The organism is Herpetosiphon gulosus (assembly GCF_039545135.1).
In the GTDB taxonomy this organism is placed as follows: domain Bacteria; phylum Chloroflexota; class Chloroflexia; order Chloroflexales; family Herpetosiphonaceae; genus Herpetosiphon; species Herpetosiphon gulosus.
The window spans coordinates 146,839-161,322 of the sequence record NZ_BAABRU010000012.1 but is presented as its reverse complement, the minus strand read 5'-3'; the positions used below and the strand labels follow the sequence as shown (position 1 = coordinate 161,322).

Annotated in this window: 14 protein-coding genes and 1 pseudogene; 9 read left to right on the top strand and 6 right to left on the bottom strand. The window is 50.0% G+C overall.

Annotated elements, in window-relative coordinates; all coding sequences use genetic code 11:
* Positions 1-174: 174 nt before the first annotated feature.
* Positions 175-3,351 carry a DNA gyrase subunit A gene (gyrA, locus tag ABEB26_RS17150; RefSeq protein ID WP_345723260.1) on the bottom strand — a complete coding sequence of 1,059 codons (3,177 nt, stop codon included), beginning with the start codon at positions 3,349-3,351 and terminating at the stop codon, positions 175-177.
* A gap of 191 nt (positions 3,352-3,542) precedes the next feature.
* On the opposite strand from gyrA, the gene ABEB26_RS17145 reads away from it, so the two are divergent.
* Both ABEB26_RS17145 and ABEB26_RS17140 read left to right on the top strand, forming a co-directional pair.
* Positions 3,543-4,367: a hypothetical protein gene (locus ABEB26_RS17145; protein WP_345723259.1), complete on the top strand. Its 825-nt coding sequence runs from the start codon at positions 3,543-3,545 to the stop codon at positions 4,365-4,367.
* Complete coding sequence (locus ABEB26_RS17140; RefSeq protein WP_345723258.1) at positions 4,357-5,244, top strand: hypothetical protein; 888 nt, start codon at positions 4,357-4,359, stop codon at positions 5,242-5,244. Before ABEB26_RS17145 ends, ABEB26_RS17140 begins: the two co-directional genes overlap by 11 nt.
* A gap of 1 nt (position 5,245) precedes the next feature.
* On the opposite strand, the gene ABEB26_RS17135 is transcribed toward ABEB26_RS17140, so the two are convergent.
* Positions 5,246-5,824, bottom strand: a complete 579-nt coding sequence (locus tag ABEB26_RS17135; RefSeq protein WP_345723257.1) for a metal-binding protein — start codon at positions 5,822-5,824, stop codon at positions 5,246-5,248.
* A 78-nt stretch (positions 5,825-5,902) separates the two neighbouring features.
* The gene (locus ABEB26_RS17130; RefSeq protein ID WP_345723256.1) at positions 5,903-6,322 is read right to left on the bottom strand and encodes a DoxX family protein; all 420 of its coding nucleotides are present in this window, start codon (positions 6,320-6,322) and stop codon (positions 5,903-5,905) included.
* A 223-nt stretch (positions 6,323-6,545) separates the two neighbouring features.
* On the opposite strand from ABEB26_RS17130, the gene ffh reads away from it, so the two are divergent.
* The 7 genes and pseudogenes from ffh to ABEB26_RS17100 all read left to right on the top strand — a co-directional run bounded on the left by ffh (position 6,546) and on the right by ABEB26_RS17100 (position 12,168).
* The gene (gene ffh / locus ABEB26_RS17125) at positions 6,546-7,895 is read left to right on the top strand and encodes a signal recognition particle protein (protein WP_345723315.1); all 1,350 of its coding nucleotides are present in this window, start codon (positions 6,546-6,548) and stop codon (positions 7,893-7,895) included.
* Positions 7,896-8,009: 114 nt separating this feature from the next.
* Positions 8,010-8,276, top strand: a pseudogene (gene rpsP, locus ABEB26_RS17120) (30S ribosomal protein S16); the annotation flags it as partial.
* Positions 8,277-8,399: 123 nt separating this feature from the next.
* Positions 8,400-8,585 carry a sunset domain-containing protein gene (locus ABEB26_RS26970; RefSeq protein ID WP_456237438.1) on the top strand — a complete coding sequence of 62 codons (186 nt, stop codon included), beginning with the start codon at positions 8,400-8,402 and terminating at the stop codon, positions 8,583-8,585.
* Between the two features lie 61 nt (positions 8,586-8,646).
* Positions 8,647-8,874, top strand: a complete 228-nt coding sequence (locus ABEB26_RS17115; RefSeq protein ID WP_041304926.1) for a KH domain-containing protein — start codon at positions 8,647-8,649, stop codon at positions 8,872-8,874.
* Positions 8,871-9,395, top strand: a complete 525-nt coding sequence (gene rimM / locus ABEB26_RS17110; protein ID WP_345723255.1) for a ribosome maturation factor RimM — start codon at positions 8,871-8,873, stop codon at positions 9,393-9,395. Before ABEB26_RS17115 ends, rimM begins: the two co-directional genes overlap by 4 nt.
* 104 nt (positions 9,396-9,499) lie before the next feature.
* Entirely contained in the window at positions 9,500-10,612 is a 1,113-nt protein-coding gene (locus ABEB26_RS17105) for a L,D-transpeptidase family protein (protein ID WP_345723254.1), read from the top strand.
* 47 nt (positions 10,613-10,659) lie between these two features.
* Positions 10,660-12,168, top strand: a complete 1,509-nt coding sequence (locus ABEB26_RS17100; protein ID WP_345723253.1) for a Ppx/GppA phosphatase family protein — start codon at positions 10,660-10,662, stop codon at positions 12,166-12,168.
* Between the two features lie 35 nt (positions 12,169-12,203).
* Here the strand turns inward: ABEB26_RS17100 and ABEB26_RS17095 are convergent, their stop codons facing one another.
* Genes ABEB26_RS17095 through ABEB26_RS17085 form a run of 3 tightly spaced genes read right to left on the bottom strand, consistent with a single transcriptional unit; the run spans position 12,204 to position 14,473 of the window.
* Positions 12,204-12,566, bottom strand: a complete 363-nt coding sequence (locus tag ABEB26_RS17095) for a DUF192 domain-containing protein (RefSeq protein ID WP_345723252.1) — start codon at positions 12,564-12,566, stop codon at positions 12,204-12,206.
* Positions 12,566-13,471, bottom strand: coding sequence for a type II secretion system F family protein (locus ABEB26_RS17090; protein WP_345723251.1), 906 nt, complete (start codon positions 13,469-13,471; stop codon positions 12,566-12,568). Before ABEB26_RS17090 ends, ABEB26_RS17095 begins: the two co-directional genes overlap by 1 nt.
* Positions 13,472-13,483: 12 nt before the next feature.
* On the bottom strand, positions 13,484-14,473 hold the full coding sequence (locus tag ABEB26_RS17085; RefSeq protein WP_345723250.1) for a type II secretion system F family protein: 990 nt from the start codon (positions 14,471-14,473) through the stop codon (positions 13,484-13,486).
* Positions 14,474-14,484 lie beyond the last annotated feature (11 nt).

Sequence of the window (14,484 nt, the reverse complement as noted above, 5' to 3'; positions counted from 1 at the left end):
TTGCTGTTCTTATGTTATGTTTCCCCGATTATATCACAGTTTCCATGAATAGCTAGATTAATTTTGTCTAAAAAAGAGTGGATCTAGGTATATAGCTGAACGTAGTTTAACCGCTAAAAACCCCTTGCATATCGGGTATGCAACGGGTTTTTAGCATTAATTTGCTTAAAAAGCTTAAGCTGTGAGGGTTACCGTGCCAGGGCTATCGTTGGCATCTGAATCGTCGCTCTTGTCATCGACTGGGGGTTCAGCCGAAACTGCTGCGACCAAATCTTTCTTATCAAGATTGATTACGGTTACACCTTGAGTTGTGCGCCCATACTTGGAAATCTTGTCGGCACGAGTCCGCATCACGACACCATTGCGAGTAATTGTGGTCACAATGTCGCTATCAGTCAATACCAAGGCGGCGGCAATTTCATCGCCTGGCTTGAGCCGCATGGTAATCACGCCTTGGGTTGCCCGCCCCTTGACTGGATAGTCTTCGAGGTCGGTGCGCTTGCCCATGCCGTGCGAGGTAATCACCAAAAGTTGTGAATCTGGCCGCACCAAATCCATCCCGACCACTTGATCTTTGGCTGACATTTTGATGCCAATCACGCCGCTAGCTGGCCGACCCATCGGACGTACTTCGGCTTGACTGAAGCGGATAGTTTGACCATGTTGAGTGGTCATCAAAATATCTTCATCGCCATTGCTGGTTTTGACCCAGCGCAGTTCGTCGCCAGTATCAAGCCCGATCGCGATCAAGCCATTCGAGCGCACTGAGCTATATTCGCTCAACTTGGTACGCTTGATTCGACCTTTGACAGTGGTCATCACCAAATATTCGCCATCGTCGAAATCGGGCACGGCTATCAATGATGTCACCAATTCGCCTGGTTCGAGTGAGATCAAGTTGACCAACGGCAGGCCTTTGGCAGTACGGCTGGCATCGGGAACTTCGTGAACTTTGAGTTGATAGACTTTGCCACGGTTGGTAAAGAATAAAAGATCGTTCAGGGTGTTACACATCAAAAGGTGTGCCACCACATCATCTTCTTTGGTGGTCATGCCCTTAATGCCACGGCCACCGCGATTTTGCACACGATAGGTATCGCCAGGCAATTTCTTGATGTAGCCACGATCAGTCACGGTTACCAACACATTCATGTCGGGAATTAGATCTTCGGTGCTGATATCGCCAGTGGCATCGGCAATGATCCGTGAGCGCCGTACATCACCATATTTTTCTTTGAGTTCGGCCACATCGTCCTTGATAATTTTGAAAACCCGTTCGGGCTTAGACAAAATATCTTCAAGGTCGGCAATCGTCCCCAAGACTTCTTTATATTCATCCTCGATTTTTTTGCGTTCGAGGCCAGCCAAGCGCCGCAATTGCATTTCCAAGATCGCTTGCGATTGTAATTCGCTGAGCTTGAAGTTTTTCATCAAGTTGCTACGAGCAGTTTCAGCAGTGCGGCTAGCCCGAATCGTGGCAATCACCTCATCAAGCTGATCGAGGGCAATTTTCAAGCCTTCGAGAATATGCGCCCGTGCTTTGGCTTTGGCTAGATCATGCTCGGTACGCCGCCGAATTACAATTTGGCGATGCTCGATATATTCTTGCAAGGCTTTTTTGAGCGACAGCGTGCGCGGCTGCTTGCCATCTTCGACCAAGGCCAACATATTTGCGCCGAAGGTGGTTTGCATGCTGGTATATTTGAATAGATGATTCAGCACCTTCTTGGGCTGAGCATCTTGTTTCAAAATAATCACCATGCGAATCCCCGAGCGGTCGGATTCATCGCGCACATCGCGAATCCCTTCGATCCGTTTATCTTTGACTAACTCAGCAATCCGTTCGATCAAACGGGCTTTGTTAACTTGATAGGGCAATTCGGTCACGACGATATGGAACGCACCGCGAGCAGCTTCTTCGATATGGGCTTTGGCCCGAATCAAAATCCGGCCACGGCCACTCGAATAGGCGCTGATAATCCCTTCAGTGCCCAAAATCGAGCCGCCGGTTGGGAAGTCGGGGCCGGGGATGAACTTGATCAAATCTTCAACCGTCGCATCGGGATTGTCAACCAAGTAGCCGATGCCATCGCACAGCTCACCAAGGTTATGTGGTGGAATATTAGTAGCCATCCCAACCGCGATCCCGGCTGAACCATTGAGCAGCAAGTTGGGCAAGCGGGCTGGCAACACCAATGGCTCTTGATAGCCGCCATCGAAGTTGGGGCCGAAATTCACCGTATCGCGGTCGATATCGCGCAACAATTCCTCGGCAATTTCTTTGAGCCGCGCTTCAGTGTATCGGTAGGCCGCCGCTGCGTCGCCATCAACCGAGTTATGCACAACACAGCCGTTGGCAAGCATAAAGTTATGATATTCATTGACCGTAATATCATAAACATCTGCCGTCTCATCTAACCAGCGTAATCCAACCACCCGATGGTTATAGGTTGATGCAGTTTGCACCAATTGCTCAAACGAGCCAAAGGCTTGGATTGCTTTCGCGCTGCTAGGAATCGTTTCAGCCCGTTGCGCATCATACAGTGTTGCATTCAATCCCGCCTGCCCAAATTGAGCAAGCAATCGTGAAGCGTGTTGCACCATAGCTTGATTGGCGCTATTCCAGATATTTGTTGAGGATTCGGCGTTGCTAATTTGGGGCAAATTGAGATTTTCGAATGTACCAGTTTGGGGTTGCAAAACCAGTGACGGATTATGGCGATCAAAATAGCCAGCCATCAAGCTGTCGTCGATGGTTAAATGTTGAGCTTCTTTCCACGTTTGATCACGTAACATAAATTTGTGATCAGGAGTACAACGCACCACTGAGCCATCATCGAAAGTCAATTCAACCAACTGAGCTTGGCGGAGAGTAATCCGTGATGATCGGCCTTCACCAACAACAATCTTGCCTTGCTGATCAACTGAATATACATAGAAAATCTCGTCATATGGGAGTTGAGCGAGTTCTTCAAAGCTTTTTTCAGTGCCATCAAGCAGCTTGATTTTGGTATCGCCAGTGAAACAGCCAAAATTCCCTTGGCCATCGACGAGCGGATAGCGCATATTCCATGGTTGGGCGAGGCGCACGAGGGCATCGTAAACCGAAGCATCACCGTGAGGGTGATACTTCTTGAGCACTTCGCCGACCACCCCAGCGCATTTGGAATAGCGCACATTGTGCAATAGTCCTTCGCGGAACATTGCATATAAAATCCGCCGCTGCACCGGTTTGAGGCCATCGCGAGCATCAGGTAAGGCCCGCGATACAATCACACTCATTGCATAATCGAGATAGGCGGTACGCATCTCGTCAACAATCGCAACAGGCTTGACAATCCCTATTTCCATGAATTTTATCCCTTGCGTAAGCGCTAAATCCCTAAAGTTAAGCTTCCTCTATTATACCGCGAAATAGCCATAATGTCGAATATTTTTAGCACAAATATGCTGAATTTAAGCAAATTGATCAACAGTCGGCCTATCGTTGCTATACTACATGCAGCAAACTACAAATCTTTTAGGCCAAGAAATTGAGCGTTATGCTGCGATTGTTTTTATTGGAACAACACGATAGCGTTTTGCGGCGGGTTGAGCTGCAACACGTGCTTGAACAAGCCGACCAAATGCGCCAGGCATTGCGCTTACAAGGCTATACGGCGCTTGGCCCAGCCTTGCAAACCTGGGACTCCTATGCTCAGCGCGTGCTCTATCAGCCGATTGCTCATGTGTTTGATCCCAAGTTGGGGCCAGAATATCGGGTGCAGCAAATCGAAGCCCGTTTGGTGGCTGAAGTCAGTTTAGCAATTGATGACCAACAGCGCTACAACCTGGCAGGGATTTATGATCAACTGCAGGAGCAAGGGCTGGAGCCACTGGCTGCGCCGTTGATTCCAGTTTTGCCCTTGGTTGGAGTTGAGCCACGGGTGCAAGCCTACATTCCAGTTTTGCCGTTGGGAGCACGGGCGTTATGGCCTCGGCATAGTTGGTGGGTGCGCAAACTTGGCTGGCAGCGCCCAGTGCCGGAGCTTGGGCAACAGTTGACTTGGCGTGATCAATGGCAGCATACTTGGCCGCCATTTTTACGTTTACAACTGGCGGCGATGATCATTATTCTGTTGCTCAGCATGCCATGGGCGATGATTCAATGGTGGTTGGGAGCCGAGCCACAAATTCTGCTGCTCAAAAGCTTTGAGATCTTCACAGCCCTGCGCTGGTTTGGTATGATTGGCAGTATGCTATTGGGAGTGGTGATTTGGCGACAACGCCGCAGTGCAATTCAGGCATGGAACCGTTTTTGGGCAACGACCCCAACGCCACCCCTTTTGATCATTGAGCTAGAGTCGGAGAAACAGCGTGAGCAATGATTTTCCTATTGAACAGTTAATCGCCCAACAATTGCCCGAGGCGATGGCCTTGCAGTTGCATGTATTACCAGCCCACCAAGAATTAATTGCGCCATTGCCAACAGGCTATGTTGGACCAGTCATGGCGGCAGCTGAGCAATGGCTGAAAGTTCATGGCTATCGCACCCTAGGCCCATGGATGATTGCATGGGGGCCAACAGGTCAGCCGCAATTACGTCGCCCAGTTAGCGGAGCGTTGAAGGCAATCCGCGAAAAAGATTTCCAAACCGTTGAAGTGCCCGAACAATTACTACTGGCAGTGCCATTTGTGGGTTGGCCAGTGTTACCCCACAATTTTACCCAACCGGTTAATAATGTTGGGCTGAATATTATGGGGTCGCCGTTGTTGCTAGCCTTGACCGACTCACCGCCAACCATGGCTTGGGTTCCGGTTGTACCACGCGGCACGAATACGCTCTTTTCGATTGAGCGCAGCAAAATTGGCCTCTTGCCAGCCCCACCCAAGCCGGGCAAACAAATTTCGATGCTTGATGCCTGGTTTCGAGCTAGCTATACCCTTGGGCGTTTTGCTACAATTATGATGGGCGGGTTGGGCTTTATTCTCTCATTTATTGTGATTATGGCGGTTATCATTGGCGAACTACCGCTCGCTTCAATTCAAGGGCTTTCGTATGCTTTTGCCTTCGGATTAGGCTACATTTCGATCGTGTGGAGTCAATACTTTATCATCCCAGCATTAATTTTATTTGCAGGCATTGGGGCGTATAAAATGAATGCGATTGCCAATTGGAATCGCTTTTGGCAGCAACGCCCGGTTCCGCCCGAACTCTTGCTGGGCAGTCGTGGTGATGGCCAAGTTGGCACATGGTTGGGCTAAATTACCAGCCCCAATCGTCGTCACGGCGGCGCTTGCGGCGACGTTTGCGCCAAGGCATCAACAGCGATTTATGATATGGCTCGCGGCCTTCAATCAGCCAATCGGCAATTGAATGCACCGCCCCGCCTGTCACAAAACCAACCAAAGAATAGACGATTAGTTGGCGATCGCTATACCACAGCGCTTTGAGATCGGCAATAAAGGCGGCGCTGATGGTGGCAGTATCAACTGGCGTGAAGCTATTGATTAAGGTCATGCCCAAATAAAATGAGAGCCAGACCATCACCAAAAAATAACCAAGCCGAAATAATGGGCCAAACACGAGGCTATGCGAAATCCCAGCACGATGCGGCACAAGCTCACGATACGGCCACCAAATAAAGCGCAACGGCCCCCAACGGTTATAGGGTTCGGAAGCCAAATCCAAATCGGGCGAGAAGGCCATGCCCGAAACAATATGGCTTCCGGCCCAAACAAATGCGCCTAATAAATCGCTATTTGGTACAATCCGCCAAATAATCGGAATGCCAACAATGCCCGTAAAGACCGTCAACATATCATGAGTTTTACCATCAGGCATTGTTCAACGCTCCTACAACCTGCCAGCCGCTAGTTCAGATGTGCTATTATCTTTGATTGCTGATTGGAATGCAAGGGTTTAGGCTGGTTTTTTGGCTGGTGGTTTGTTGATGATCATGGTATCAACTGAATAAGGGCCACCGCCATTCAAACAAATGACAGTACAGACGGTTAGCAAAACCAGATCGTATTCCATGCCATTGGCATAATAAAAGAAACTGCCCCAATGGACTTTGATCGCGCCCAACATCACACAACCTAGCAAAAGCGCGGCCCAACGGCTATAAACCCCAGCGGTTAATGCCAAGCCGCCCAAAAATTCGACAGTCGCGACCAACCAAGCCAATACCGCCGGAATTGGTAGCTGATACTCATTGCCAAAGGTGGCAGCCACCCCGCCAATCATTGTAACTTTCGACCATCCATGGATCACGAAGACCATGCCGACAACGACTCGTAATAGCGTCCAGCCGATAGCACTCAGTTGTGCGCTTTTCATCGCGAACTCCTTGCGACAAATCGTAGTAAACGCCGCTATGATACACGCTAATAGGCTTTTTGTGTGCTACACTAGAGCCAGCGAGTTGAAAAATACCCCCAAAGAAGGCAGTTTGACAGGCCGTGTGTAATCAACTACAATGCGACAAAATGCTGACAGGAAACTCTCCACGCTAGGGCGTGCCAAGTTTCTGCCAGTTTTTTCTGTTGCGGTGAGGTGTATGATGTTTGAGAATCTATCCGACCGCTTAACCGATGTTTTCAACCGGTTGGGCAGCAAAGGCCGCCTAACCGAATCTGATGTTGATGCGGGCTTGCGCGAAGTGCGTTTGGCCTTGTTGGAAGCAGACGTTAACTTCAAAGTCGTCAAAGATTTTGTGGCGCGGGTGCGCGAACAAGCGATTGGCGAAGAAGTCACCAAGAGTTTGACTCCTGGTCAACAAGTGATCAAAATCGTCCACGACGAGCTGGTGCACTTGCTTGGTGATGCCAATGTGCCGATCAACGAATCGAAAAACCGCGAGCAACCGACGATTGTGATGTTGGTCGGGTTACAAGGTGCTGGTAAAACAACCATGGCTGCCAAGTTGGCGCTGTATATGCGCAAAAAAGGCAAAACGCCATTGTTGGTTGCCGCCGACATCTACCGACCTGCCGCGATCAAGCAGTTGGAAACGCTCGGCAAGCAATTGAATATTCCGGTTTATAGCGAAGGCACTGAGGTTGCACCGCCAGATATCGCTGAGCACGCCTTGCGGCAAGCGCGAATCAATGGCAACAACTTTGTGATCGTCGATACTGCCGGACGCTTGCAAATCGACGAACGCTTGATGACTGAATTACAACAAGTCGTCGAACGCATCGGCCCAACTGAAATTATGTTGGTCGTCGATGCCATGATCGGTCAAGAATCAGTCAAAGTGGCCGAAGCCTTCCATGCCAAAGTGCCATTGACTGGTTTGATTATGACCAAGATCGACGGCGATGCCCGTGGTGGGGCGGCGCTCTCGATGCGCGAAGTCACTGGTGTGCCAATTAAGTTCCTTGGGACGGGTGAAAAAACCGATGCCATCGAACCATTCCACCCCGATCGTCTAGCCCAACGGATTTTGGGCATGGGCGATGTGATGACCCTGATCGAGCGAGCCGAGCAAGTTTACGATAAAGATGAAGCCAAGAAAATGCAAAAGAAGATGCGCAAAGGCACCTTCGACTTTGAAGATTTCCTTGGCGCAATGAATTCCATGCGTAAACTTGGTCCAATCCAACAAATCTTGGGCATGATTCCTGGACTTGGCAAGCAAATGCGCCAAATGAAAGAGCTTGATGATGCCCTTGATGATCGCGAAATGAAACGGATCGAAGCAATTATTCAATCGATGACGATCAAAGAGCGCCGTAACCCCGACTTGCTCAAAGATCCTAGCCGCAAGCGCCGGATCTCATTGGGTAGCGGTACGCGCATCGAAGATGTTAACGCATTGGTTAAACAGTTCCGCGAAATGCAACGCATGATGAAACGCTTCAGCAAGGGCGGCCAAAACCCGCGCGACCTGATGCGCATGTTCAAATAAACCGAGGCTATAGGCTACAGTGCGTAGGTTATAGCACCTAATTAATTATTGCTTAGTGGATAGCCTATAGCATTAAGCCTATAGCCACTCGCCACTTTTGGAGGAAACACTCGAATGGTTCGTATTCGTCTGCGCCGGATGGGCATGAAACACAAGCCCGCTTATCGTGTTGTTATTGCAGATTCCCATGCCCCACGCGATGGCAAGTTTATCGAAACAATTGGCCACTACAATCCTCAAGCCCAACCAAAAGTTGTGTTCATCAAGGAAGATCGCGCTCGCTATTGGCTGAGCGTTGGTGCACAACCATCAGATACCGTAGTGCGCTTGTTGAAAAACTTGGGTGTGGTCGATGCTGAAGGCAAATTGATTGGCGAAGCTCCAGCCAAGATTGAAGCTCCAGTCAAGAAGGCCAAAAAAGCTGTTAGCAAAGCAGCAGTTGCGCCAGTAGCCGTAGTTGCGCCAGTCAAGGCCGAAGCCGAAGCTGGCGAATTTGCTGGTAGCGTGCGCCCATTGGCTGATGGCAGCGCCCCCGAAGGCTACGCCATCAAAGGCAACCAAAACTCAATGTTGTACCACGTTCCTGGTAGCCGCTACTACAATTCAACCGTGGCTGAATTGTGGTTCGACACCGTGGAAAGTGCCGAAGCCGCTGGCTTCCGCGCTCCTGGTCAAAAAAGCGCCGAGTAAGCTCGCGAATCGGGTGTGAGGCCACTTGCCTCGCACCCGCCTATTGCCCAAGGATGCAGCTATGGAAGATTTATTGAAATATATCGTCGAAGGCCTGATCGATACCGACGAGATTAAAATTAGCAAACGCACTGGTCACCACAGCATTACCCTCGATCTGCGCATTCCCCAAAGCGAAGCTGGGAAAGTCATCGGGCGCAATGGGCGTGTGGTCAAAGCCATTCGCGACGTATTGGGCATCGTTGGCGCTCGCCAAAACAAACGGGTCCACCTAGAGGTTAATTCGTGACAGCTCCAAATCCAGATGATTTCTTGTTAGTTGGCCGTATTTCAGCGGCGTTTGGCGTGCGCGGCGAGTTGAAGATTTCAATGATCTCATCGCACCCCGAACATATTCAAAAACTTAAACAATTGTTTGTAGGCGATCTCTCCAAGCCCTATACGATTGGCCGCCTGCACCAACACAAAGGCAGCCTCTATCTATTGCGGCTGAATGAAGTTGAAACCCGCGAGGCTGCCGAAGCCATGCAAGGCCTCGAAGTTTATATTCATCGTAGCGATGCCGCACCCTTGGCCAATGATGAATATTTCTTGCACGATTTGGTTGGTTTGCAAGTACAAACCGAGGCTGGCGAAGACATTGGGCGAGCAGTTGAAATTATTGAAACTGGCGCAAACGATGTGTTAGTGGTACGCAAATTAGGCCAAGCCGATATTTTGGTGCCGATGGTGCGCACGGTCGTTCGCTCAATTGATATTGCTGGCGGCACGATCACCGTAACCTCGCTGGCCGATATTGTGCCCGAGTAAACGCCTCACCTTTCCACCAACGTGAATTGACAGCGGCTCATTGCACTGCTACGATGAAGCCGCACCTTGCTTCTAGCCTCAGGTATCAGTCGGAGAATACAGCTATGCGGCGGATCATCTGGTTGACTCTGGTTCTTGGTTTATGTTTTTGGGCTTTTCGCACCTCCCAAGCAGTGACCCCTGCGCTCACCGATACCTATGGGTTTGCGTCGTTTTGGCAAACCAATGGCGGCGAGTTGATTTTTGGTCAACCAATTACCGATCCCTTAGAGCAAGATGCGCTGGTTGTGCAGTATTTTGAAAACGCTCGCTTCGAGTATGATCCGCAAACTGATAGTGTTGGCTTGGGCTTAGTTGGACGTGAACGTACCGAATGGCGCGATTTTGGCCCACAACCACGTTTAGCCGCTGCAAGCTTACGCCCCGAAGGCGCGAACTACGATCTAACTGGTAGTTTCCGCACATTTTGGGAAACCAACGGTGGGGTGGCAATTTTCGGCTTGCCAATTAGCCCAGCTCAATTTGAAGCGCGGCCAACTGGACGTTTCAAGGTTCAATATTTTGAACGCGCCTTGATGATTGAGCATCCCTTGTTGGCAGGCACGCCTGAGGAGATTGAGCTAGCGCCGCTGGGCCAAGAAGTTGCTGCCGCCCGTGGCTTAGTTGAAGGAATGAGCTACGAGCAGCCCTATTTATTTGAATTTGATCCCGTTGCGCCTGCTCCGGTGCAAACTGCTGCCCCGCAACCAGTTGCCGAGCCAACCCAAGTGCCGCCAACCGCCGCACCCGCCCAACCAACCAGCCAACCTGTGCCGACTGCCACGCCCAAGCCAGCCAATCCCAACGTTGGCAAACGCATCGAAGTTGATATTAGCAAGCAATGGCTGTATGCCTACGAAAATGGCACAGTCGTGTTTGATGCGCCTGTTGCAACTGGCAAAGACGGCTTTAATACCCCAACTGGTAGCTATGAAATTTATGCCAAAGTGCCCTTGCAAACCATGCGTGGCTCACTTGGTGGCGAAACTTGGGTCGTGCCAAATGTGCCTCATGCTATGTACTTCAATGGCAGCGTGGCGCTGCATGGAACCTACTGGCACAACTTATTTGGCAGTGGTACGCGGATTAGCCATGGCTGTGTCAACTTACCACTTGATGCTGCCGCATGGCTCTACAACTGGGCTAGTGTTGGCACGACCGTCCAAGTCTATTATTAAAATTTATGCTGGCGGGCGACCTGCTACACGTTGTTGAGGAGAATTATATGACCCAACACGTTGGAATTATTGACCTTGGCTCCAATACCGCCCGTATGATCGTGGTGCAATACCAGCCCTATCACTCCTTCAAACTAGTCGAAGAAGTTAAAGAAAATGTGCGTTTGGCGCATAATGTTGGCGCTGATAACCAGTTGCAAGCTGAGCCAGTTGCCATGGCAATTGAAACCCTGCGCATGTTTAGCAATTTTTGCCGTGCCTTAGGGGTCAACGAAGTTGTGGCGGTGGCAACCAGTGCTGTGCGCGATGCCGCCAATCAAGCTAGCTTTTTGGCCCAAGTTAAAGAAGAAACTGGCCTCGATTTACGCGTGCTCAGCGGCGATGAAGAAGCCTACTACAGCTACCTCGGGATGATTAATACGCTTGGAGTCAGCAACGGCTTTATGTTTGATATTGGCGGCGGCAGCGTCGAATTGGCCTTAGTCCGAGGCCGTGGCTTAGCGCATACCACATCATTGCCGCTTGGTACAGTCCGGCTCACCGAGCAAATTTTGCGCAGCGAAACCCCGACCAAAGCCGAACTCAAAGCTCTCGATCGTCACCTAGATGAAGCATTAGCCGAACTTGATTGGTTTCGACCGCAAGGTAGCAAATTGCCGTTAATTGGAGTTGGCGGCACGGTGCGCAACTTGGCCAAACTCGAACAGCGTGCTCAGCGCTATCCACTCGATATTGTCCATGGCTACACGATGTCGTTGCAACGAGTCGATGAATGGGCCACTCGCCTCAGCAAACTCAATCGCAACGAGCGTGAGCAACTCGATGGCCTCAACAATGATCGCGCTGACGTGATTACGGCTGGCGTATTGTTGATTCGAGCGTTGATGCAACGTTGTGGCGCTGATAGCTTGTGGATTTGCGGCCATGGTTTGCGTGATGGCATCTTCTACGAGCAATTTCTGCGTGGCTCGCAACCACCCTTGCTTGGTGATGTACGCCAGTTTTCAGTTGAAAATTTGGCGCGAATTTATGGCTACAATGTGGTGCATGTCGCCAAAGTGCGTGAATTAAGCCTAGCCTTGTTTGATCAACTCCAAAGTTTGCATGGCTATGGAGCGTGGGAACGGGAGTTGCTCGAAGCTGCGACGGTGGTGCATGATATTGGCGTGGCAGTCAATTTTTACGATCATCATAAACATGGCTTATATTTAATTCTCAACTCGATGCTAAATGGCTATACCCATCGTGAAATGGCCATGGTTGCTTTGCTCACTCGCCATCATCGCAAAGGCGGCGTGACCGATGCAGGCTTGGGTGGAGTTTTGGCTGAAGGCGATCTTGAGCGGGTGGGCAAATTGAGTGCGCTGCTGCGCATTGCCGAATATTTAGAACGCTCCAAGAGCCAAGTTGTGCAAAGTGTGCTCTGCAAAATTGAGAAAAATCAGGTGCGGGTGAAGGTGCAGGCGGTTGGCGACGCTTCGATTGAAATTTGGGATGCTAATCGCAAAACCAACCTATTTCGCAAAGTCTATGGCGTTGAAATGCTGATTGAATAGCCCTAGCAAGATTGAGGTTTTGCTAGGGCTATGCCTTAGAAAATAGCAGGAACAACTGCTAATTGATCGCCGAGTTGGGTTTGGGATTGTTGAATAACCCCAACTGGCAATTCGAGGGTGTAACGGGCCTTGGCCGCCCCAGCAAATGGCCGCCAGGGCTTGAAGTTCTCGCGCAGCCCCACCACCTGATGTTGACGATCAACAAAGATCACATCGATCGCAAAGCGCATAAAGAACATATGAATATTATTATTGGGATAGAGGATTAAGCCTGTATTGGCGGGCAAATGCTTACGCCCCATCAGGCCCATGCCACGGCTCAAAAAGCTATTAGCAAACTCAGCGTATTCAACCAAGTTGCTATTGCGAGTTAAATTGCGAATAGCGTGTTGCGACACTAGAGACCGCCACCAAGCAAGCGTGGCACGGCTGGCCCCAAGATAACCACGAACATCGAAGGGAAGATCAAGAACACCAACGGGAAAAGCATCTTGATTGGTGCTTTTTGGGCTTCTTCTTCAGCACGTTGGCGGCGGCGCAAACGCAATTGGTCGGATTGAATTTTGAGCATTTTACCCATGCTCACCCCAAGTTGGTCGGCTTGAATAACTGCCGAAACAAATGAGGTTAAGTCTTCAACCCCAGTTCGCACAGTCATGGCGCGAAAAGCCTCGTGGCGTTGAGTGCCTAAGCGAATATCGGAGAGTGCCCGTCGGAACTCACGGCACAACTCGTTATCCCACTTTTCAGCCACCCGTTGTAAGGCAGCATCGAAGCCCAAACCTGCGGTAACACTGATGGAGAGCAAATCGAGCGCATCTGGCAGGGCTTTAAGAATCACTTTTTGGCGCTTCTTAATTTGGCGACCAAGCCACATAGCTGGCAATAAGAAGCCTAAACCGCCGCCAATCCCCGACCATTGCAGCGTACTAGCGGTTTCAACCTTGGCCAACATACATACCAAGAAAATCACACCAAACAGTGCCAGCGCGATAAAAATCCGCATCCCAGTAAACATGGCTGGGGTTAAATTACCAGGATTACCAGCAAGCATTAAATTGGTGCGCAGTTTATCGTTACCTTTAGCCGATTGCCCAAGCTTCACAAACACATTGTTCAGAATTGGCGTGACAACCCGTTGCATAAACGGTAACTGCAACTCCAGATCCTCAAGATTCATGGAGCGTTCGGTGAATTGGGCCAACCGATTAGAGACGGTATCAGTTTGACGGCGCTGGTTGAGCACCATAAACCCAATCCCAAAAACAATAACCAGTACAACTAATCCTATCAGTAAGGGCATAGTAAGCTCCCTTTAGACTTCAATATTAACAATGCTCTTGATTGCGAAGAAGCCCGCAATCATCATCATTGCGCTACAGACTGGCATACAGCACCAATTCTCTGGGGGCAGCCCAAAGCTCATCAGTGGGGCCATATACTCAGGGTTGAGCAAAGTAATAATTATCGCAATTGCAATTGGCAGGAGCGTAACCACATAACCCGAATAGCGAGCTTGTGAGGTAAGCACCCGAATTTGACCTTTGATCCGTACCCGTTCCCGAATGGTGTGGGCAATCGTATCAAGAATCTCAGCCAAGTTGCCGCCAACTTCAGCCTGAATATTAATCGCCGAAACCATCAAATCAAGGTCATCGCTTGGTACTCGCCGCAACAGATTATTCATCCCATCTTCAAGCGAAAGCCCCAAACCAACCTCTTGAACCACGCGGCGAAACTCGACTGAAATCGGTGGTGGCGCTTCGCGTGATACCAAATCCATCGATTGTAATAAGCTATAACCAGAGCGTAGCGAGTTGGCCAACAAACCAACCGTATCGCCTAATTGGTTGTTGAATGCCTTCAAGCGTGAAGCTTGCTTAAAGCTCACAACTTTATCGGGAACGATAAAGCCGATAATTGCCCCAACCACCCCACAGGCCACAACTGCCAAGAAGTTGGCCCGGCCAAGGAACACCCCAAACAAGGCAAATAAAATAACCGAACCAAATTTCATCATAATAAATTCGGTTACGGTAAGTTTAAGGTCAGCTTGGGCGAGATCGCGGGCCAAATCTGAGCCTTTTTGGCCGCGGTTGACCATTGAATCAACCCGACTGGCCAAAGCGCTCATGCCACGTTCGTTACTTTCGGTTTGGTTGCGACTACGTTCGGCAAACGTAGCGAGGCGACCATCAACCGAATTGGACTTAGTTTCCCTCAATTTGCGAAAGATCACCGCTCCAGCGCCAAAGAGCGCTAAGGCAATGATTAAGGGAATTGTCCATGGTGGTAAATTTTCCATGGCACTAGTTC

What these genes read in the sequence shown, in the direction of transcription:
- gyrA (WP_345723260.1), bottom strand. Translation starts at nt 3,351, where the DNA reads ATGGAAATAGGGATTGTCAAGCCTGTTGCGATTGTTGACGAGATGCGT.
- ABEB26_RS17145 (WP_345723259.1), top strand. Translation starts at nt 3,543, where the DNA reads ATGCTGCGATTGTTTTTATTGGAACAACACGATAGCGTTTTGCGGCGG.
- ABEB26_RS17135 (WP_345723257.1), bottom strand. Translation starts at nt 5,824, where the DNA reads ATGCCTGATGGTAAAACTCATGATATGTTGACGGTCTTTACGGGCATT.
- ABEB26_RS17130 (WP_345723256.1), bottom strand. Translation starts at nt 6,322, where the DNA reads ATGAAAAGCGCACAACTGAGTGCTATCGGCTGGACGCTATTACGAGTC.
- ffh (WP_345723315.1), top strand. Translation starts at nt 6,546, where the DNA reads ATGTTTGAGAATCTATCCGACCGCTTAACCGATGTTTTCAACCGGTTG.
- ABEB26_RS17115 (WP_041304926.1), top strand. Translation starts at nt 8,647, where the DNA reads ATGGAAGATTTATTGAAATATATCGTCGAAGGCCTGATCGATACCGAC.
- ABEB26_RS17105 (WP_345723254.1), top strand. Translation starts at nt 9,500, where the DNA reads ATGCGGCGGATCATCTGGTTGACTCTGGTTCTTGGTTTATGTTTTTGG.
- ABEB26_RS17100 (WP_345723253.1), top strand. Translation starts at nt 10,660, where the DNA reads ATGACCCAACACGTTGGAATTATTGACCTTGGCTCCAATACCGCCCGT.
- ABEB26_RS17090 (WP_345723251.1), bottom strand. Translation starts at nt 13,471, where the DNA reads ATGCCCTTACTGATAGGATTAGTTGTACTGGTTATTGTTTTTGGGATT.
- ABEB26_RS17085 (WP_345723250.1), bottom strand. Translation starts at nt 14,473, where the DNA reads ATGGAAAATTTACCACCATGGACAATTCCCTTAATCATTGCCTTAGCG.